Origin of the sequence: Aliamphritea spongicola (assembly GCF_017051665.1) — a bacterium.
Taxonomy (GTDB): Bacteria; Pseudomonadota; Gammaproteobacteria; order Pseudomonadales; family Balneatricaceae; genus Amphritea; species Amphritea spongicola.
In genome coordinates, this window is record NZ_JAFIDL010000001.1 from 637,724 (window position 1) to 657,616 (window position 19,893).

Sequence of the window (19,893 nt, forward strand, 5' to 3'; positions counted from 1 at the left end):
TCCTGTAACGGGCGTTTTTGTTTGTGTTTTCAGTACACGAGCATTGTTATTTTTCTGAGGGCGTACGATATTATGCGCCAATGGAAACATAAGGATGATCAGGTTAAAGGATTGATGATGCAGTTCGACTGGAAAGGTACTTTTTATTCGCGTTTTGAGTTTGCAGGGTTAATTTACAGTGCCATTGCGTTTGCTATGGGTTGGTATTTAGGTTTTGAAAACACTGCGGTAAAGATCGGCTTAGTCGTGATTGTATTTTTGCCTGTAGGTGCGACTCATTTATGGCGTGATTACATTAATGGGTTGGATGGTTCATATGTGCTTATACAGGACGGTGTTTTTCATTACGCAAAGCCAAAATTAAATTATGAGGTCGAGTTCCCTGTTGCTGATATAGAAAAGATACGGGTTATTGATTTGTGGGTGTACAACGCGCTGATTCTGAATATCAAAGACCGGCAGTATTTGTCCTTTTACTTCCATGACGTTCAGGCTATCAGGCAGCACCTTCAGACGCTCCGTCCGGAGCTATCGTTCAGATGAAGTGTCAAAAGTGCGGTAATCCAACGCGAATTAACTGGGGCAGCGGAGAACTGGTGTTGTGTAAAACACATCAGGACTGTGCGGCCGAGTTTGATCATCAGGTTCTTGAGCTGCGGCAGAAGCGAGTTGCTGAGTATGATAGGCAAACCTATAAGGCAAGTAATACAACGAAATCTGCCCTGACGTCAGGGTTTATACATCAGGGGATGGTAACAGCCTTTTCTCAGGCAGTCGGATTTTTAATCGCCATACCGCTTCTATTGCTATGAGTATTTTCTGGTATAACCTGGATCCTCTATGCAGGATTGTTTTTAGCTTTAAATGGATTGTCGTCAGATGCCCGTGCGCTGATTGTTTGCAGCCGGATGTTTAAATCCTCACTCTATACACTCATTGCAGGTCTTTTCATTTGTTTGTCTTTAGGCTTTTTTAGCCCGGAAGGCGCAGCATATACTTTATCGGCTGTCATATTTCTAGTGTGGTATTCAGTAGCTGTTGCAAATATAGAAGAGCTGTATGAAGTATTACACGGCGATGGCAGTTGAACCGTTTTAAGTTTCCTAAATGGACTTTATTAGTATGAAAAATAGGATCATCGCCGGGCTTAGCTATGTTGCTTACGCTGTTTCTGTACACTTCTTTATAGTCAAAGCATTTGAGTACTACGAATTGGATGAAGCTTTCAGTTATGGGGCGCATTCTGATGAAGTACTTATTCCCTTGCTTATCCCTGTAGCAGCTGTCGGCATACTGGCTGGCTTGTTATGGTTGCTCCGACGTCGGAAAGATTACTGGGGCAAGTTCTTCGTAACTCTGACTGCAGTAAATATTGCTGGTGCAGCTTTCTATTCATTTACGATCTATTTGATGGACTGGTCGATGACAAACGGCGTCTGACTGAAGACTACATCTCGCTTGGTTGGTGAAAGTAGGGCTTAGTCACGTGTGTAGTTGAATCTTGTCGATCAGGAGGTTTTGTAGAAGTCTTCTATATATTCACAAGCCCTGCCATCGCAGTACATCAACCTGTTGAACGATGTACTGCGGTTTAGTTTTTTATACCTGATTATGAGAGAAGGATTGAATCCATTAACTCATTGTCATCAAGTAATTGAAAAGCTTGGACAGGGTTATTGTAGTCAGCAACAAAAGGATTCCGAATACCTAACTTCTGATGGACCCACTCATTATATTTCAGCTCCCATATATTCGGTGGATCTACCTTGGCCCACCGACGATAGATATTGAGGTGCTCGCCGTAGAGCTCGTTGATATCGTAAATTAAGCACATATAGAGAATGGATCGGGCAATATCACCTTGGGAGCGGATTGGTACAACCCATTCATTTTCATCATCAAAGCCGAAATCAGAATAGATACCTTCCATATTGATCGTATAACTCCGAACAATACGATCGTCTTCCACATCGAATGGCCAGTTACGCCTAGCTGAATTTATGTTGCGATGGCAGGCAGCGAAGTTAAGAGGGTTGGTTGTGGAACCTTTGATGATTTCTTCGTTGTTATTATTGTTCGACAAATATGATTTTAAAAATGATTTTGGGATTATGTGCTCAATGCTGTATTTCTTCTTACGCTGAAGAGTATCTATATTTACCCCTGCATATACTGCGTGAATATAGTCATCGGTATCGTCATCGAAAAAATCCCAGAAGTACTCGGCTTTTTTATTACCGCTCCATTGTGTGTAGTACTGATTATTTTTGAAAATACCACCGGCGATTTCGATGAAGTCATGTCTGTTCATGTTGCCTTCCTTGTAACAGAGTACGTTAGCGATCTAAAAATTATTGTTAGTTGGTATAAATTCAGCGTTTCATCTTTCTAGTAGATAAAGCAGGATTCGTCCAATATTGAGGTGGCTTTGATTAGAATGGTTCAGTTGTGACGACTATGTGAGTAACTAATTAACTGCTAAAAAGAATTGAGCGTGGCTGCCATGTCTCTATTGCAGAAGAAGTTATATGGCAGTTGTAATCATCCTGAGGAGCTCTGTACAAATATATTTATACCGTTATCTTTTAAGAAATATGGACTGAAACCCTGCCACACGGCTCTGTAATCAGTTGAGTGGGGCGTGCGTATGTGTGGCAGCTAAATTCCCCGGCTATTCTTGTATTGTCTGGTGCCAGTAAAGATAATGGCCTGCGAATTTTACGGCGGATACCTCTATGTTGCTTAAATCTGTAATTTTTATAGTGATCCTGTTGCTGATTACCATGTTCGTTAAGGGCTGGTGGTCACATAAGGGTAGCGCACCGGGTCTGCAAAACGGTCAGTTAGCGCAGTGCCCTGATAAACCGAACTGTGTAAACAGTGAAAGTTACAGCCCGGCAACAAGACCTGAAGCAAAAGTAGATCCTGTTCCGTTACCGGATAAGCCCCTCGATGAGTTACAACTGGATATTGTTAAAACACTGGATCGCATGGGGGGCGGACAGTCCGGGATGGCAGGGGAGTTATCTGGCGACCCGGTTTACCAGCCGGATTTTCCGTTTCGTCGATGATTTTGAATTACGGATTAATGAATCAGCAGGGGTGTTGCACATCCGCTCGGCTTCCCGGGTAGGCAGAAGTGATTTCTCCGTTAACCGTAAGCGTTATGACGCCTTCCGGGAACATCTGAAGAAGGCAGGTTGGTGATGACAGCAAAACGTTTTCTTAACGGCTATCCGGCGCATCTTCAGGAACAGGCCGAAGCACTACTGCAGCAGAATAAGCTGGACGCATATCTGAGTAAGCGATACCGGCCAGGGCACGACATTCGTCAGGCCAAAGCCCTGTATGAGTACGCCATGGATATCAAGCAGGCCTATCTGCGTCAGTCGCCGGCACTGAGCAAGGTTATTTATGACGATAAGATTGATGTCATTCATAACGCACTGGGCTTACATACCCAGATCGCCCGGGTACAGGGCAACAAACTCAAATCCAAACGTGAAATCCGAGTCGCCAGCCTGTTTCGCGATACGCCAGAGCCTTTCCTGAAAATGATCGTGGTGCATGAACTGGCGCATTTGCGGGAGAAGGATCACAACAAGGCGTTCTATAAGCTTTGCTGCCATATGGAGCCGGATTACCACCAGTTAGAGCTTGATTTGCGTCTGTATCTGACTCTGCTCGACCATCAGGGCCATGTTAACTGGTGACGTCCTGCGCAAATAATTTTGTCTCCCAGCGACTCCGAAGTCCTTAACAGGCAAAAGCTTGTCGCAGATCAACCGCTTTGTCGAAAACGGTCATTTCCCGTCACATACATGTCGTTAACTGCAATCATCTGAATGACGTATCTGCCTAGTATGGTGCGGGCATTTTTGCGGCCTGGCGCTTCGGTTAGGCCTGTCGTTCAAAGGTGCCAATAATAACAACAAATTGGAGTCGTTTATGTACGATAACTCTAAAAGCTCGCAAGGCTCTGGTACGGAATATGATTCTGATTATCAGATAGGGCAAAGTAACGTCCAGATGATGGGTATGGATGTCCATAATCCGGTGTTTGCGATCAGTGCTGTAGCTATCTTGCTTTTCATTGTGTTTGCCCTGATTTTCCCGGCTGACGCAAAAGAAATGCTGGTTGGCGCTCGTACCTGGTCAATTCAGACGTTCGACTGGTTATTCATGATCGGTGGTAACGTTTTCGTCTTGTTCTGTTTAGCTTTGATTGTCCTGCCGGTCGGTAAGGTAAAGCTTGGTGGTAAATCAGCAAAAACTGATTTCAGCACCATTTCCTGGTTGTGCATGTTATTTGCTGCCGGCATGGGCATTGGCCTGATGTTCTGGAGTGTTGCTGAACCTGTTGCGTATTACACCAACTGGTACGGCACGCCTCTGAATGCGGCGCCAAACACCCCTGAAGGTGCTTCTGCAGCGATGGGCGCGACTATGTTCCACTGGGGTATGCACCCATGGGCCATCTACGGCGTTGTTGCGCTGGCACTGTGCTTCTTTACCTATAACAAAGGTCTGCCACTGACTATCCGTTCTGCGTTCTACCCACTGTTGGGTGACCGTGTATGGGGTCCGATTGGTCACGTCATCGATATCGTTGCTGTACTGGCAACTATCTTCGGTCTGGCGACGTCTCTGGGTCTTGGCGCAAGCCAGGCGGCCGGTGGTCTGAACTTCCTGTTTGGTATCGAGAACAACATTTCAACTCAGATCGGCATCATCGTTGCGGTAAGCGCGATTGCTATCTTCTCTGTTGTTCGTGGCCTGGACGGTGGTGTGAAACTGCTGAGTAACATCAACATGATCATCGCTTTTGCGTTGCTGATGTTTGTTATTTTCGCCGGTTCTGTTGCTGCGTTCCTGTCTAACTTCTTCGGAATTCTGGGCAGCTATGCAGAGAACATTGTACCGCTGAGCAACTGGGTTGGTCGTGAAGACGACACCTGGTTCCACGGCTGGACTGTGTTCTACTGGGCCTGGTGGATTTCCTGGTCTCCTTTCGTAGGTATGTTCATTGCACGTATCTCCAAGGGCCGTACTGTTCGTGAATTCATGATCGCAGTACTGCTGGTGCCTACCCTGGTATCTGCAGTATGGATGGCAGCCTTTGGTGGCAGCGCGCTTGATCAGGTTCAGAACGGTGTTGGCGCACTGGCTAACGGTGTTGGTGACGTGTCTCTGGCGATGTTCCAGATGCTTGAAAACCTGCCATTAGTGGAAATCACTTCTTTACTGGCGATTATCCTGGTTCTGGTGTTCTTCATTACATCTTCTGATTCCGGCTCATTGGTAATCGACTCGATTACTGCGGGCGGTAAAGTTGATGCACCTGCACCACAGCGTCTGTTCTGGGCGGTACTGCAGGGCGTTATCGCCGGTGTACTGCTGTACGGTGGCGGTTCTGAAGCGCTGACTGCTCTGCAGGCTGGTGCAGTAACAGTAGGTCTGCCGTTTACGGTGGTTCTGCTGTGCATGTGCGTAAGCCTGTATAAAGGTCTGAAAGACGAACCTCGTTAAGCGAGATCTTACTGATCCAACGGTGTTTATAACCGTTAAAAAATGATCAGAATAAAGCCGGCGCAAGCCGGCTTTTTGCTGCCTGCAATATCCCTCTAAGGTCTTATCAATTAAGGCATTTTTAGTGCTTTTTCCCGCCTGATATGACAGTCCTGTTAAAACTTCACATACAGATATTTATGTGACGCATTTAAGCATGTTTTTAAAGGCGCAAAGATTGCGGGTTAAGCAATAAACCTTTACCTTTGCGCCCCATAGAAACGGTTCATTTCTGACCAGTTCTCCCGGCGCTTTCCGACCGAAAAATTTACCTGCAAGACACGCTTTACTGGATGCTCATTTGAGTGTTCAGGTGCCGTTATTGGTTTTATTCTTCTATAAAATCTAATGGCATGGCTGAGTTTTCCTGCTGCCAATGAGGCGCAACGAAAATAAAGCCGAAGGGTTTCGGGTTAAAGCGGCAGAGTTTTCAGAACTGAACCTACAAACGGGGATAATTCCCTTTGACGTTTCAGACCAAAACGCTATGTTTTACAGAGATGTAACGCATCCTTAGCGGCCGGTAATCCGTTTCCGGTCAGCACCACAGTATGCTGCGCACCTTGCTGAGAAAACCGGCAATAAGGCCTGACAGTAAATATTAACGAATTATTGAAGTAGAGAATTCCTTAAGTGCGCGCAACTATTCTGCCATTGATAGCGTTGTTCACCAGCTGTTTCATTCTGTATCTGGGTAACGGACTGATTAACGTCTTTCTGCCGATACGGATGGAGCTTGAGAGTTTTGATGCTAACTCCATCGGTATGGTGTTATCGCTGTATTCTGTCGGCGCATTACTGGGCGCACTTTACAGTAAAGAGCTGATCAAGCGGGCAGGGCATATTCGTATGTTTGCCGGTTGTGTTGCACTGGGTACCATCAGCGTCCTGATCTGCAGCCTGTATACCGACCCAATCCTGTGGGGCGCAATGCGTGTCTTCATTGGCTTCTGTAACGCTTCAGCTGCTACGGCGATGGAAAGCTGGCTCAGCGGCAGTTCTGACAAACAGACCCGCGGCAAGGTACTTGGTGTATATAACGCAGTCGTACTGGGCGGCCTGTTCCTGGGGCAGTTCCTGCTGAATGCGGCCGACCCTGCCGGCACTGTCTTATTTGTTGCCACCGGCATTTTGCTGTGTACCGCGATTATTCCGATGGTACTGAGTAAGAACAAAGGCCCAATCGTTGAAGATGTGACTTCAATGTCGATTAAGGACCTGTACAAGGCATCTCCTCTGGGTGTTATCAGTTGCTTTGCTTCAGGCATTATCTACCAGGCTATTTTTAACATGCTGCCGATCTTTGCCAACGACTTTGGCATTGTGAACTTCCAGCTGTCACTGTTTATGGGGGCGGCGATCTTCGGTGCGTTTGTGCTGCAGTTCCCGGTAGGCTATCTGTCTGACCGTTTCGACCGCCGTACAGTACTGATGTACCTGCTGTTAGTGTCTTCAGGTGTGGGTGTGATTGTGTCGGTATTTGCACCGCTGGGACAGATCTGGATTGCTTATCTGGGTGCTGCGATTACCTGCGGGATTATTGCCTGTACCTATCCGTTAAGTGTGTCGCAGACCTTCGATACCCTGAAACAGAATCAGATGGTTGCAGCGTCCGGCAAGCTGATTGTTATTTTCTCCATCGGCGGCATCATGGGCCCATACATCGCGTCCATGACGATGGATGCCTTTGGCAGCACCGCACTGTTTTACTTCCTGGGCCTTGTCCAGTTCTGTCTGGCAGGTTTTGTAGCCTACCGGATGACTGTACGGGATGCGCTGCCGGTAGAGCAGCAGGAAAGCTTCGTAATGCAGGCCACCGGTACCAGTGTGGCGGTAGAGCTTGACCCGCGTACTGAGTACAAAGAACCAGTTATGCCAATGAGTAAAGAGGCTAAAACTGCGGTTGCGATTGCTGAAGTAGATCCTGCAGCGGCGGTTAAAATGGCCCGTGCCATTGCGATGTCCAACCCAGCCAAGGGTACTGAAGTGGCTGCTGCGGTTGCCGAAGTACAGGGCATCGATGTACTGCGTCTGTACGAAGTCATGAAAGAAGTGGTGCCTTATCAGATTCTGGACATCACCCGCTCAATCGTAACGGCTAAACCTGAGCTTGCTTATGAACTGGTCACCAAGCTGGCTGAGACCCATCCTAATCAGGTGGTTTCAATTGCAGCTGAAATTGGCCGTGCGCTGCCGGATATTCGGGTAGAAATGGCTAAGGTAGCAGCCGAAGCTGCACCGGAATCCGTTACCCAGGTCGCTGAGTACTATGCTCAGGTGCTGGCAGAAGAACTTGAAGCAACCCGTCCTGCGGATATGGAAGATGATACCAGTGTCCAGGATGCAGCAGACATCGCCAGCGAGCTGTGGGAAGCTGCTCCTGAACAGGCAATGGATGTTGCGGTAGCTATGGTAGATGCAGTACCTGAAGCGGCGGTTTCTGTTACCGAAGGCTTCATGGCAAACGCCATGCCGGATGAAGAAGAAAGCACCGAAACTGCAACAGAACAGCAAGACGAGGCTGAAGAATTGTCTGAAGCTGAGCAGGCTGCTCAGAACGACACAGTTGAACTGGTTACCCGTCTGGCTGAAGTTGCGCCTGAACAGGCGGTTGATGTGGCAGTTGCTGCCGTTGAAGCCATGCCGGAAAGTGCGGCAGACGTGGCTGCAGGTGTCGCTGCAAGTATGGTGAGCAACCAGGCTGATGAGGAACAGGCTGCGGAAGATACTGAACAGCGTAGTGATGTTCAGGACGATGACCAGAGCGAAGAACAGACTGGCAACGAAGCCGCAGTTGAGCTGGTACACCGCATCAATGAAGTGGCACCGGACGAAGTCGCCGTGGATGTTGCGGTAGCGGTTGTTGAAGCCATGCCTGAATCCGCCGCCGAGGTTGCTGCTGAAGTGGCGTCTGAAATGGCCAGCCAGCAGGAAGATACTGAAACTGAAGCTGATTCTGAAACTGCTACAAACGCAGATGCCGGCACTCAAACTGATTCTGTCAGCGAATCTCAGGATGAAACTGCGCTGTTGGCTGCTGATATTGAAGCTGAAGCTGAAGCCGAAGCTAATATTGAAGCTGAAACTGAAGTTGAAGCTGAGCAGACAGTATTCGATAACGAAGCCGCAGTAGAACTGGTACAGCGGATTAACGAAGTAGCACCGGATACAGCTGTAGACGTAGCTGTTGCCGTTGTTGAGGCCTTACCGGATGCAGCTGCCGATGTTGCCGCCGGCGTAGCAGCTGACATTTCAGCAAGCCATGACGAATCTGCTGAAGAGGAAGCAGAAGCTGAAACAGAAACGGTTACTGAAGCTGCAGAGGAAACAGTCGCTGAAACTGCATCTGAAGAAGACAGCGAAGCTGATAGCGAAGCTGCTACTGAAACCGTCAGCGAAGCTGCGGTGGAACTGGTGCAACGTATTGCTGAAGCGGCTCCGGAAAACACCGTTGATGTAGCTGCTGCCGTTGTCGAGGTTCTGCCTGAATCTGCATCTGACATTGTTGATGCCATCAGTGCTGGTGACGAAGCAGCCGACGGCGAATGGGCGCAAAGCATCGATGATGCGCCTGAACAGGCCACTGACAGCGAAGATAACACGGACAAACCTACAAGCTAATCAATTCCTGCTCCGGGAATTGCAGTTACCGGGCCAGGGCTTATAATGCCGTCACTCAGAAATCGCCGCCTTTGCGGCGATTTTTTTCGCTTAAAATAAGGACCGTACCATGTCCCGTATCAGTATCTATACCGACAGCATTCCTCAGCTCAGCAAACTGCTGGCCCGGATACCGGAACTGGAAGATCAGTTAAATTTGCTGACCGAAACGATCGAAGCGGACGGGGTGCTTAGCCAGGAAAGCCGGGACTGGGTTCTGTGGGCCGCCGTGCATGCCTTACGTGATGACAAAATCATGAAGTGGGCAAATCAGCAATTTGCAGCACCAGCTGAAGAGATAAACAGGGGAGTGATACTTGCCAGCAGCAGAATGGCAGTGACGAACCCTTATTTCATGGCACGAAATATCCAGCCGCTACAAGCCGGTGGCAGTCTGCAGGACCTGCAAATGCGTCCGTTTGACGATCTGGATGTGAGCAACGCCTGTGGCTACCACTATGCCTGCGTGGCGGTTTCAGCCATTAACAGTGGCTTTGTCTGTTACAACAGCCACCTGCACAGTTTGCGGCAACATGGTGAAAGTGATGCCGCCATTGATCAGGCATTACGGCTGGTAGCAGGGTTGATGAGTTTCCGGCAAATGGTGTTTAACGCCGGTGCTGTTTAATACCCAGAGCTTAATAACCAGAGTTCAACACCCACAGAGTTAGTATCTGCATTATTAATTTCAGGTATTGATGACTGAAAACAACGGACAGATACATCACTGTAATGGCTAATCCGGGTGTGATTTCCGTTGCCAATCGGAAACCTCTGAATCACACAGGAAATGCATTTTCCGGGCTTTTTTTTGATAAAGCGTTTAATAAAAAAACGCCCGCAGGCCTCGGCTGATCAGGCCGTAGCCGAAAAACGTAAAAAGTCTGTCGCTATTCGGCGAAAATAATTTTTAATGTCGCTATTTGATAAAATCTCGAGCCAAGATGTCGCTTTTTCGTATTCGACTTTCAGGGGAGTGATTAATATATCTCCTCATCTTATCCGCTGCGGAAAGATCAGAGCGAAACAGGGCATTTAAAAAAACCACCAAAGCCCGGTTTTCTGATCGGAAACCTTCCGGGTCTGCTTCAGGCTCTTCTTAAGCGATACGGTTAAGCTGTTTACGGATAAATAGCATCAGGTTCAGATTTTAAAGTCTGTAAAGACTTAACATTGAATTCTTGGGAGTACCCGGATTCATCTCAGGGTATGAATTGAGTGTTGCTGTACACTGCTGGCTGACTGACAGCCGAGAGTATCGCACTTCGGACATGTATCTCACAGGTTAACCCGATGGGTTACGGCCAGTGCCGGCCGTTTGCCTGAATATACATAACCACGGGTGCAGCAGAAGCGTAAATATCTGAATTAATAATAATATTAGTGACTTGTGTCGTGCGGTAACGACCAAGGGGCGTCTGAGAGGGCATACTATGACTTCAGTTGTTATGCGACACCCTTTTAAGGAAACAAAAGAACAGACCCGTGTGGGCTTTCTGTTGCTGGACAATTTCACCATGATTGCCCTGGCGTCAGCGGTTGAACCGTTGCGTATGGCCAATCAGCTATCCGGTGAAGAGCTGTACAGCTGGCACATGATTTCTGAAAACGGCGAACAGGTGCGTGCCAGTGACGGCCTGTGCTTTACGCCGGATGCCAGCATCAGCCACGCACCGGATGTTGATATTCTGATCGTTGCCGGCGGTGTAAACATTACCCGCAGCTACCGTCCTAAGCAGATCAGCTGGATACAGGCACAGGCCCGCCGCGGCATTGTCATTGGCGGTATCTGCACCGGCCCTTATGCACTGGCCCACGCAGGCCTGCTGGATGACCACGAATGCAGTGCGCACTGGGAATGTATCGCAGCACTACAGGAACGCTATCCGAAGGTTCGCTGTAATAATCGTCTGTTCACCATTGATCAGAAGCGTATGACGTCCTCCGGGGGCAATACGCCGATGGATATGTTCCTGCACCTGGTGTCATTACAGCACGGCTCCAAGCTTTCCAGTGCCGTTTCAGACATGTTTGTCTGCGACCGTATCCGCAGTGAATTTGACCAGCAGCGTATTCCGTTGCGTCAGTTACACAACAACGGCCAGCCTAAGCCGAAACTGGTAGACATCATCGAACTGATGGAAGCCAACCTGGAAGAACCGATCGAGCTGGACGAACTGGCCCGCTTTGTTGACGTATCCCGCCGTCAGCTGGAGCGTATGTTCCATAAGTACCTGAACTGCTCGCCGTCCCGTTACTACCTTAAGTTACGCCTGGACCGTGCCCGTCAGCTGCTGAAGCAGTCGAGTATGTCGATTGTTGAAATTGCCAGTGCCTGTGGCTTTGTCTCTACACCGCACTTCAGCCGCTGCTACCGTAAGCACATTGGCATTTCCCCACGGGACGAGCGTAAACGTGTCTGGGGTAAAGGGCAGGAGACTGTGATGGGCGATCCGGCCGCCGATGAGCAACTGATAGCCCGGGCTGCCCGTTCATCTTCAGCGTTGACTGAAGCACAGGCTGAACCGAGTTTTGGTTCCGTCACGCTCTGATAAAGAACACAACACAGAACACAATACTGATAACCCGGACAGCTGAACGGCTCTCCGGGTTTTTTGTGCCTGCAACTGCTATGATGCCGGCTCACAGGATTCACAAGGATTGATAACCCATGCCCCATTGCATACTTGAGTGCAGCCCGGAGATCTTAAAACACTGTGATCAGCAGGTGCTGATGCAGCGCTGTTTTGATGCAGCGATCTCCAGCGAACTGTTTTTACCTGAGGATATCAAGGTGCGTATCCAGCGGCTTGAAAATCAGAAGATAGGCGAAACCGCACTTACTCAGCTGCATACTGAAGTTAAGATTCTCGATGGCCGTACCGTGGAGCAGCGTAAGCATCTGTCTAAAAAAGTGCTGCAGGGGCTTCACGCTTACCTGAGTGAAACAGGGCTTACTCAGGTATCCCTGAGTGTTGAAATCAGTGAGATGGAACGGGCCAGTTACTCTAAGGTTATATTCTGAAGCTTGTATTTAATATATGACTGTAACTTGCTGAAATTAATTGCTTTTAAGGAAGTAAAAGATGCTTTTTTCTAAACGGATATCGCTGTTAGCCGGTGTGTTATTCAGCGCAGTGTTTGCCACCACAGCCATTCAGGCTGAAGAGATTGGCAGTGTGGATACCGTGTTTAAACTGCTGGGAGCGAACCATAAAATTGTTATTGAAGCTTTCGATGATCCGAGAATCCCCGGCGTAACCTGTCACCTGAGCCGGGCAAAAACCGGTGGCATCAGCGGCAGCCTGGGGCTGGCGGAAGATACTTCCGATGCCTCCATTGCCTGTCGTCAGGTTGGCCCGATAACCCTGCCGGCTGATCTTAAAAACGGGGAGCGGGTGTTTAAGCAGAAAACCTCCATTCTGTTCAAAAGCATGCAGGTTGTCCGTTTTCTGGATCAGAAACGTAACGTGCTTATATATCTGGTGTATTCCGATAAACTGGTCGAAGGTTCACCCAAGAACAGCATCTCCAGTGTGCCGATCCGCCCCTGGTAACAGCGCAAAGCCGGGCAGATACAGTCTGCCCGCCGTTCTGTCATTCTACCTTTAACGTTTAAGGTTACCCCGCTGATGATCCGCCCGGTAAGAAGGGCCTTCCGGGTGATAGTGCCAACCGGTAAGAGTACGTTCATTACTGTTCATCCGCCAGCTGAGCATTTGCTGCGCATATTTCAGCGCTACCTGAGCATAATCGGGATTGTCAGCCAGATTATTCAGTTCACCGGGATCAGCCTGCATATCAAACAGCAGGGGCGGTAGCTGGTTAAAGTGTACATATTTGTACTTTTCATCCCGGATAACCGCCAGACTGCACTCATCCAGATTCAGCCCCAGCTGTGATTCTGGCTCACCGGTGACAATGTCTCTGAAGTCATGTTCCCAGTGGGCAGCGGAGCGCCAGTTAACATTTGTCTGGCCTTCCAGAAAGGCTTTTAAGCTGTAACCGTCGCACTGCAGGGGAATATCGCCACCCAGCAGATCCAGCACCGTGGGCATGATATCAATATTTTCCGTAAACCGGTCAACCTGCTGGCCACGACCGGCATCCCATTCATGGCCGGGAGCGCGGATGATCAGCGGAATGTGGTAAGACTGATCAAAAAAGCCTTGTTTGTCCGACAGGTAATGGTCCCCCAGTTGCTCCCCATGATCACTGCTGAATACAATCAGGGTGTTTTCTAGCAGCCCTTGTTCCTTAAGAAATGCATAAAGTTCGCCGAACTGGGCATCAACTTCGCTCATCAGGCCATAGTAGGTGGCCCGTAGCTGGCGCAATTCTTTTTCAGACATATCCGGCCCAAGGCCTTTATCGTCGATAACATTCCAGTATTTTTCCTGTGACAGTGCGTTTTGCAGGTAAAAATCCACGTAAGGATGCTGTGCCATTTCCTGTTCAATGCTTTCGTGCCTCACAGGCATGTCCACATCCGCAGGGTCATACATGCTGTTGTAGGGCTCAGGGGCCACAAAGGGCGGGTGAGGCTTTATCCAGGACAGATGAATAAACCAGGGGTTTGATGACTGTCGGGTAATATAGTCCTGCGCCTGTAACCGCAGAAAAGCAGTTTCTGTTTGCTCGGCACTGTAACAGGGGACTCCGTAGGTAGCGCCCCGGTCAGCTTCATCTGCTTGTTTCAGCGGCGTATAAATACTGTGAAAGTCACTGGCATCCGGCACACTGACGCCTTGCTCAGCCAGCCAGTCGAACCAGTTCAGGGGCACTTCCGTGAGTAATTCGCCGGTACTGTATCCGGGCAGCACGGTTTCATAGCTGCGAAAATCCGGTGAATTATCGTCTAGGGTCGCCGGATCCAGCGCGGTATCCGTATAGCCGAACAGGGTCGGATCATAGTTTAGTTTGCAGGCTTCCAGCGCCAGGTTGGTAAAGCGCCGGTGCAGCGGTGTGCCGTTACGGCAAACCCGGTGGTTATGCTGGTACATGCCGGTATGAATTGACGCTCTGGAGGGGCTACAGGGCGTAGCCTGAGAGTAGTGACGGGTAAAGGTGACACCTTCACTGGCCAGTCGATCCAGATTAGGGGTTTTAACAACAGGGTGACCAAGGGCAGAAAGGCAGCTACCGCGCCACTGGTCAGCGGTAATCAGCAGAACGTTTTTTATCATGATTAAGATCCGGACAGTCTGAAGCGTTAAACGGCATCATACATCTGGTCTATACCACAGAAAAGGGGTGTGACCTGTTGTCACAATACCTTCAACAGAATGTAATACCGGGCGTCACCTGCCTGAAACCGTTACACGGGGAAACGCTAAACGCCGGAAAACTGATCTGCCAGCCAGCGCCACACTTCACGGCCGGCGGGTGGTAGCTGCGAACTCCCGGAACACAGGGCAAAAAAACCTTCATCGGTATCGCAGCGGGGTAAACCGAGATCAACCAGGGTGGTGCTGGCTGAGTGATGTTCCATAAAGCTGCTGCGGGCCAGCACGATTCCTAAGCCCTGGGCAGCCATCTGATAAGCAATGATGGAGTTATCAACGGACCGCTGTGGCCGGTTCAGCAGTTCCGGCTGGCCGGTCTGCTTGGCGTACCACTGCCAGCCGGAACGGTAGCCCAGTACGTTTATCAGCGGCAGTTTAGAATGATCCTCAACACCGGTACCCACCGCCGGATACAGTTCATCACGGGTAAGGCGCATGGCGCTAAAGCCTTTCCACGGGCCCATGCCATAACGGATATCAATATCGCCGCCCACTGGCTCGCGGTTAACGTCCCACACCGTATGGGTCATCTCCATTTGCAGATCAGGAGAACGCTGGTACAGATCCGCCAGCCGCGGGCTGAGCACCCAGTGAGCAAAACTGATATTCACTCTGAGCTGCAACACACCGCGCTGCCGCAGACCGAACAGATCCTCGGTGGCACCGTCCAGCGTATTCAGGGCAGCCTGCACCTCAATCAGATAACGCTCTCCAAGTTCAGTGAGGCTGATCCCATGGGCTTCCCGGTTAAAGAGAGGCTGATTAAGGGCCTGCTCAAGGGCGCGCATCTGTTTGCTTACCGCAGCCTGCGTCAGGTTCAGGCTTTGCGCTGCTTTAGTAAAGCTCTTCTGCTGAGCGGCACAGGCAAAGGTCCGCAGCCAGTGGAGAGGCGGTTGTGTGTTCATAAATTCAGGCTTACAGTTTTTGTCTTATTTTTAAGAAGTTATATAACACTAAAACTGACATTAAACCGAATAAAATTACAGACAGCCAGGTACAAAGTTACGGAGCGTTTAAAGGCAGGAAGGTAGCCGCAGGTAAAAAAGGAAAGGCGAACAGGAAGTGATAAGAAAGGAAAGACAACCGTATTACAGTTGCCTTTCCTGCTGTCAGACTTTGGCGTTCAACGTTCCGCCGGAACAGGCTCGTAACTGCGGTTAAGCAGGGACCAGACCATCATCAATACACTGGCAGCAAGCAGGTATACTGCTGCGGCTACCGTAAAGCCGGTCTGATAATCCCACCAAACCAGTAGCAGGGCACCACTGCTGACACCTGCAAGGTTACCGATTTTAATATTACGCTGGGCGCGACCAATCAAAAGCCCCTGTCGGGATTCTTCCGCAAAGGTAATCATCAGTGCCTGGATCATGGGTAGCATCGCCCCCAGACAGAGCCCCCAGACAAGGCGAACCAGCAACAGCAACAGCCAGTCCGTCTGCAGGTGCAGGAAGTAACACAGGCCGGCGATGGCTGTAATAAACGCTAATACCAGCGGCTTACTGGCCTGCTGTAATTTATCAAAGTAACTCCCCCACAATGGCGCACTCAGCATCATGCCGATACCGGCTGAACTGAACAGTAAACCGGTCATAAAGGGCGTGATTTCCAGATAAGACTCTGCATATAAGGCAAAGAACGAACTGGGTAATGCCTTAGCCGTTTGCAGCAGAAAAATGACCAGCAATCCCAGACCGATTAACTGCGTGTTTAATGACGGGACACTGTCCGGCCGGTGCTTTTTCTTCTGTTCACCGGAAGCAGAAAGGGGCGGCTGTTTTAGCCCTGCAGCCAGCACCAGCGCAATCAGCAGACAGGCCATTGATGCGGTGGCAAACAGCGCAGAAAAACTGAGCCACTGAATCAGTACGCCGCCGATTACCGGGCCTAAAATCGCCCCGGCAGCGGTAGCCGAGGTTAATTTACCGATGACGGCAGAGCGCTTCTCAGTGGGTGTAATGCTGTTAGCAAAACACAGTACCGCGGTAATAATTCCCGCCAGCGCCCCCTGGAGCAACCGTAATGCCAAGACTTCCCACAGTTCCGTGCAGAAAAACAGTAACCCCTGTGTGATGGCCAGCCCGAGCGAGGCCCTTAAAACCATTTTTTTATGGCCATAGCGGTCACCCAGCTTCCCCCAGTAGGGGGCGACTAAACCGGAAACCAGTAAGGGGGCGCCATAAATGATCGCACTCCAAACGGTTATATTGACGGTTTCCGGTCTGAGCTGTCGCAGGAACAGTGGCCAGAAAGGCTCACTCATTTCCATGGCCGCAATCGAAATAAGCTGGCAACACCACAGTAGCCAGACCTGCTTTTTCCAATTCAACATTTACAGAACAACACCTTCAGTCAGCGGGTTAGGGATCTCCTGACTTCGGGTATACTCAGACTGATCCTGCAGCCGCATGCGAATAAACGCAGTTGCGGGCCAAGGCTGCCGGAAGAATGCCTCCATTTCCTGTTCCAGAATCGCCTCGCCGTTCTCAAGACGGCTGCAGGTACGCTGTAAATGTTGCTCAAGCAGAGCAGACACCCGTTGCCACAGGTTACCGGCCGTTAAACCGTAATAGCCATCCAGCAGTTTGATTAACTCACCGATATGGCTTTGCATCACCGTGTGAGAAAGGTTTTTCCGGGCAGCGTCATAACTGTCTACCAGTACCGCTGAATCCGTGAAGTTCACCGGCCAGCCCTGTTTGGCAAGCGCCTCCGTGTACAAACAAATGCCACCCACATCACGATGTATAAAGCCGCGCAGTTCGCCGGCTTCCGTGAAGATCGCCAGCATATTCTGCTGATGGGCTTCCAGTGCCAGACCGTATTCAAGATACAAATCGATCACTGCAGTAAACAGTGTGCTGATGTATTTGCTGAACCACTCAACCGCCTGACGATAATTATTAACGCCAGCCTGCTGCATCAGTTCCAGGTAAAGGGGAAAGCCGGTTATCGGGCTGGTCTGAAACAGGGCAGCAATGACAACCCCGTGCTCGTCATGACGCAGAACAGTGGCCGGATTGCGCCGGAAAATGACAGATAAATACCTGTCATGATCCCGTTCAGCGGTATCAACACAGGTATGCAGACCAAGATCATCCCACTGGAACCGTAATGCGCCGGCGATATCCGGACGGTGCAGCAGAATATCCTGCAAAATAGCGCCGATACGGGGAGCATTATCAACGGATGAAGACGACAGATTACGCATCGAACTGGTCATCTGCGCAGCCACCGGCAGCTTAATATAGGGCTGATCACAATCCAGCCCCGGCGCCAGAGTACGGCAGGAAAGCGTTGCCAGTGCTGAAAACTCAGGGCCGTTTAACCGAATCAGTCCGTTGCGTATTTCATCTGCAAACAGCTCCGGCAGGCGATGCTTTAACTGCCATGGGTGTACCGGTACTGGCAGGTAATTATCAGCGTCTGATGCCTCAAACTGCAGTAACCATTCCCCGTACCAGTCCGGATAATGGCGACGAAACCATGCCCGGTAATTTAAATCCGGACAGAGTGAAGAAACCTTGAGGAGCGACTGGTGTATGGCAATCAGCGTCAGCGGTACATCATTACCAAACTCTGGCGCATAGCGAAGCACTTCCTGTTCAGAAAAGCCCAGCTTGGTTTTACTGCCCGGATGGTACGGGTGGCCGGCAGCAGCCCACTGTTCGATCAGAATTGAACTGTTGCCTACTTCTCTGTACTCAACAGCTGCGGCAAAACGGCTCCACGCTAACAGGCTGTTTAAATTACTGGCCAGACATTCAGCCCGGATAGCGTCATTCTGTTGTGCTTGCCAAGCAATGGTGAGGGCTTCATTCTGCTGGCTGTTAATCAGCTCATCGATAATGCGTTGCCAGGGATCGTCCTGCGGTTGCGGTACGTAGCCGCTGATTTCCAGCATTTTCTGTAACGCTTCCGCCGGCTCACACACAGGCTTTTGCAGTGTTTCCGATTGCCAGAGCAATTCAGAATAGCGCAAAAGCCCATCAAGGCAGTCATATTCAGGTTGTTGCAGGACTAACTTGCCAGCCGGGCCTTCCATGCAGAGTCCCTGTTCATGAGGTTGCCAGTCAAACAGCTCCTCACGCAGCACGCAGCGCAACAAGCGAAACAAGCCATTCAGACCGGCCTGTGAAAACGCCGGATCTGTGACGGGTACGGACATCACCGGTGCATTCATAAGCTGTACTCCAGATAATGAAACTCCGGTGCCGGATGACACAGAAACTGCTGATGGGAAATATTCCAGGCATAGGCTCCTGCCAGTGGCATAACCAGCAGGTCGCCGACCGCGATATGTTTAACAGGCGCTTGCCGGGCGATAATATCTTTTGGGGTACAAAGCTGGCCGGCGATGGTCACTTCCGTATCGTCCAGGCTGTCTGCACCCGGCCGGTGATTATTCAGACACGCGAAAGGGTGACTGTGGCCCTGGGCGGCGGGTAAGCGGAACTGGTGTGTACCGCCGCGGCAAATGGCAAAGTGCTCACCGTGGTTCTCTTTCAGATCCAGCACTTCCATCAGATAGTAGCCACAGGCAGCGGTAAGATAGCGGCCCATCTCAAAGCGTAGCCTGAGCTGTTTGTAAGCAGGCCGGGATGCCAGTTCCCGGATACCGTCTGCAAACACTGGCCAGACATACTGAGCATCGGTTTCCCGGTAGTTGATGCCAATCCCGCCGCCGAGATTAACCATGCGCAAGTTAACATTGTGTGCCGCCGCTAACTCGGTCACATGATGTAACAGGTAATCCAGCATCCGCAGGTGCCGGCCGGCATCTAACTGATGGGACAGCGCATGAACATGAAAACCCAGCAGTTCCACACGGTCACTGCTTTGCGCCAGCTGCACAGCATCACTGATGGCGGCTTCATCGATACCAAATGCCGTGGCCCGTCCCGCCATGGTTAGTGTGGTTTGCATACTGTCCGGTAACACCGGATTGATCCGTAATAAAATAGACTGAGTTTTGTTATGTTTTTCTGCAATTGCGATAACCCGGCGTAATTCGCCGATGCTTTCAACATGCAGGCAGTCAACGCCACAGGCCATCGCGCTGTCGATATCAGAATCCAGCTTGCCAGGGCCGCCAAAAATGAAAGGCTTCCCCTTTAGGTAGGGCTGAATCAGTTCCAGCTCACCACCAGAGGCAATTTCCAGCCCGGCAGTAAAGTGTGCAACCTGTTCAAGAATCCGTGTATCGGGGTTAGCTTTAACCGCGAAGAACAGCTCCACGTTATTGGGCATATCCCGGTGGATCGTCTCTAAATGGCTGCGTAACGCCGGTAAATCATAAATGTAGGCCGCCAGTGGTTCTGCACTGGCTTTCTGCAGGCCAAGTGCGGCCTGCCGGATAGTTTCGGTCAGTTTAATCACT

Annotated in this window: 17 protein-coding genes; 11 read left to right on the top strand and 6 right to left on the bottom strand. The window is 50.1% G+C overall.

Translation table 11 applies throughout. The annotated features are described in order from the left end of the window. The first annotated feature begins 72 nt into the window (after positions 1–72). Positions 73–543 carry a hypothetical protein gene (locus JYB63_RS02980; RefSeq protein ID WP_205656320.1) on the top strand — a complete coding sequence of 157 codons (471 nt, stop codon included), beginning with the start codon at positions 73–75 and terminating at the stop codon, positions 541–543. A gap of 579 nt (positions 544–1,122) precedes the next feature. Then, positions 1,123–1,440, top strand: coding sequence for a hypothetical protein (locus JYB63_RS02985; protein WP_205656321.1), 318 nt, complete (start codon positions 1,123–1,125; stop codon positions 1,438–1,440). A 169-nt stretch (positions 1,441–1,609) separates the two neighbouring features. Here the strand turns inward: JYB63_RS02985 and JYB63_RS02990 are convergent, their stop codons facing one another. Further along, on the bottom strand, positions 1,610–2,311 hold the full coding sequence (locus JYB63_RS02990; RefSeq protein ID WP_205656322.1) for an endonuclease: 702 nt from the start codon (positions 2,309–2,311) through the stop codon (positions 1,610–1,612). A 424-nt stretch (positions 2,312–2,735) separates the two neighbouring features. Between JYB63_RS02990 and JYB63_RS02995 the strand changes: the two genes are divergently transcribed. The 9 genes from JYB63_RS02995 (at position 2,736) to JYB63_RS03035 (ending at position 12,785) form a co-directional block, all read left to right on the top strand. Next, positions 2,736–3,071 (top strand): DUF1499 domain-containing protein, encoded by a 336-nt coding sequence (locus JYB63_RS02995; protein ID WP_205657055.1) that lies wholly within the window; start codon positions 2,736–2,738, stop codon positions 3,069–3,071. After that, a complete protein-coding gene (locus JYB63_RS03000) occupies positions 2,953–3,207 on the top strand; it encodes a DUF1499 domain-containing protein (protein ID WP_205656323.1) in 255 nt (84 codons plus the stop codon). Before JYB63_RS02995 ends, JYB63_RS03000 begins: the two co-directional genes overlap by 119 nt. Further along, entirely contained in the window at positions 3,207–3,713 is a 507-nt protein-coding gene (locus JYB63_RS03005; protein ID WP_205656324.1) for a M48 metallopeptidase family protein, read from the top strand. The genes JYB63_RS03000 and JYB63_RS03005 overlap by 1 nt, the downstream gene beginning before the upstream one ends. 235 nt (positions 3,714–3,948) lie before the next feature. After that, a complete protein-coding gene (locus tag JYB63_RS03010) occupies positions 3,949–5,529 on the top strand; it encodes a BCCT family transporter (protein WP_205656325.1) in 1,581 nt (526 codons plus the stop codon). 672 nt (positions 5,530–6,201) lie between these two features. Beyond that, complete coding sequence (locus JYB63_RS03015) at positions 6,202–9,189, top strand: MFS transporter (protein WP_205656326.1); 2,988 nt, start codon at positions 6,202–6,204, stop codon at positions 9,187–9,189. A gap of 109 nt (positions 9,190–9,298) precedes the next feature. Further along, entirely contained in the window at positions 9,299–9,856 is a 558-nt protein-coding gene (locus JYB63_RS03020) for a hypothetical protein (protein ID WP_205656327.1), read from the top strand. A gap of 805 nt (positions 9,857–10,661) precedes the next feature. Then, positions 10,662–11,780, top strand: a complete 1,119-nt coding sequence (gbdR, locus tag JYB63_RS03025; RefSeq protein WP_205656328.1) for a choline metabolism transcriptional regulator GbdR — start codon at positions 10,662–10,664, stop codon at positions 11,778–11,780. A 119-nt stretch (positions 11,781–11,899) separates the two neighbouring features. Further along, complete coding sequence (locus JYB63_RS03030; protein ID WP_205656329.1) at positions 11,900–12,253, top strand: 5-carboxymethyl-2-hydroxymuconate Delta-isomerase; 354 nt, start codon at positions 11,900–11,902, stop codon at positions 12,251–12,253. Positions 12,254–12,314: 61 nt separating this feature from the next. Next, entirely contained in the window at positions 12,315–12,785 is a 471-nt protein-coding gene (locus JYB63_RS03035) for a CreA family protein (protein ID WP_205656330.1), read from the top strand. A gap of 51 nt (positions 12,786–12,836) precedes the next feature. Here JYB63_RS03035 and JYB63_RS03040 read toward each other — a convergent pair whose 3' ends face one another. The 5 genes from JYB63_RS03040 to JYB63_RS03060 all read right to left on the bottom strand — a co-directional run bounded on the left by JYB63_RS03040 (position 12,837) and on the right by JYB63_RS03060 (position 19,892). Then, positions 12,837–14,414, bottom strand: a complete 1,578-nt coding sequence (locus JYB63_RS03040; RefSeq protein ID WP_205656331.1) for an alkaline phosphatase family protein — start codon at positions 14,412–14,414, stop codon at positions 12,837–12,839. A 146-nt stretch (positions 14,415–14,560) separates the two neighbouring features. Continuing rightward, positions 14,561–15,418, bottom strand: a complete 858-nt coding sequence (locus JYB63_RS03045; protein WP_205656332.1) for a LysR family transcriptional regulator — start codon at positions 15,416–15,418, stop codon at positions 14,561–14,563. Positions 15,419–15,636: 218 nt separating this feature from the next. Continuing rightward, complete coding sequence (locus JYB63_RS03050) at positions 15,637–16,845, bottom strand: MFS transporter (protein WP_205656333.1); 1,209 nt, start codon at positions 16,843–16,845, stop codon at positions 15,637–15,639. Next, entirely contained in the window at positions 16,846–18,696 is a 1,851-nt protein-coding gene (locus JYB63_RS03055; RefSeq protein ID WP_205656334.1) for an IucA/IucC family protein, read from the bottom strand. Then, positions 18,693–19,892, bottom strand: coding sequence for a type III PLP-dependent enzyme domain-containing protein (locus tag JYB63_RS03060; protein WP_205656335.1), 1,200 nt, complete (start codon positions 19,890–19,892; stop codon positions 18,693–18,695). The genes JYB63_RS03055 and JYB63_RS03060 overlap by 4 nt, the downstream gene beginning before the upstream one ends. Between the last annotated feature and the right edge of the window lies 1 nt (position 19,893).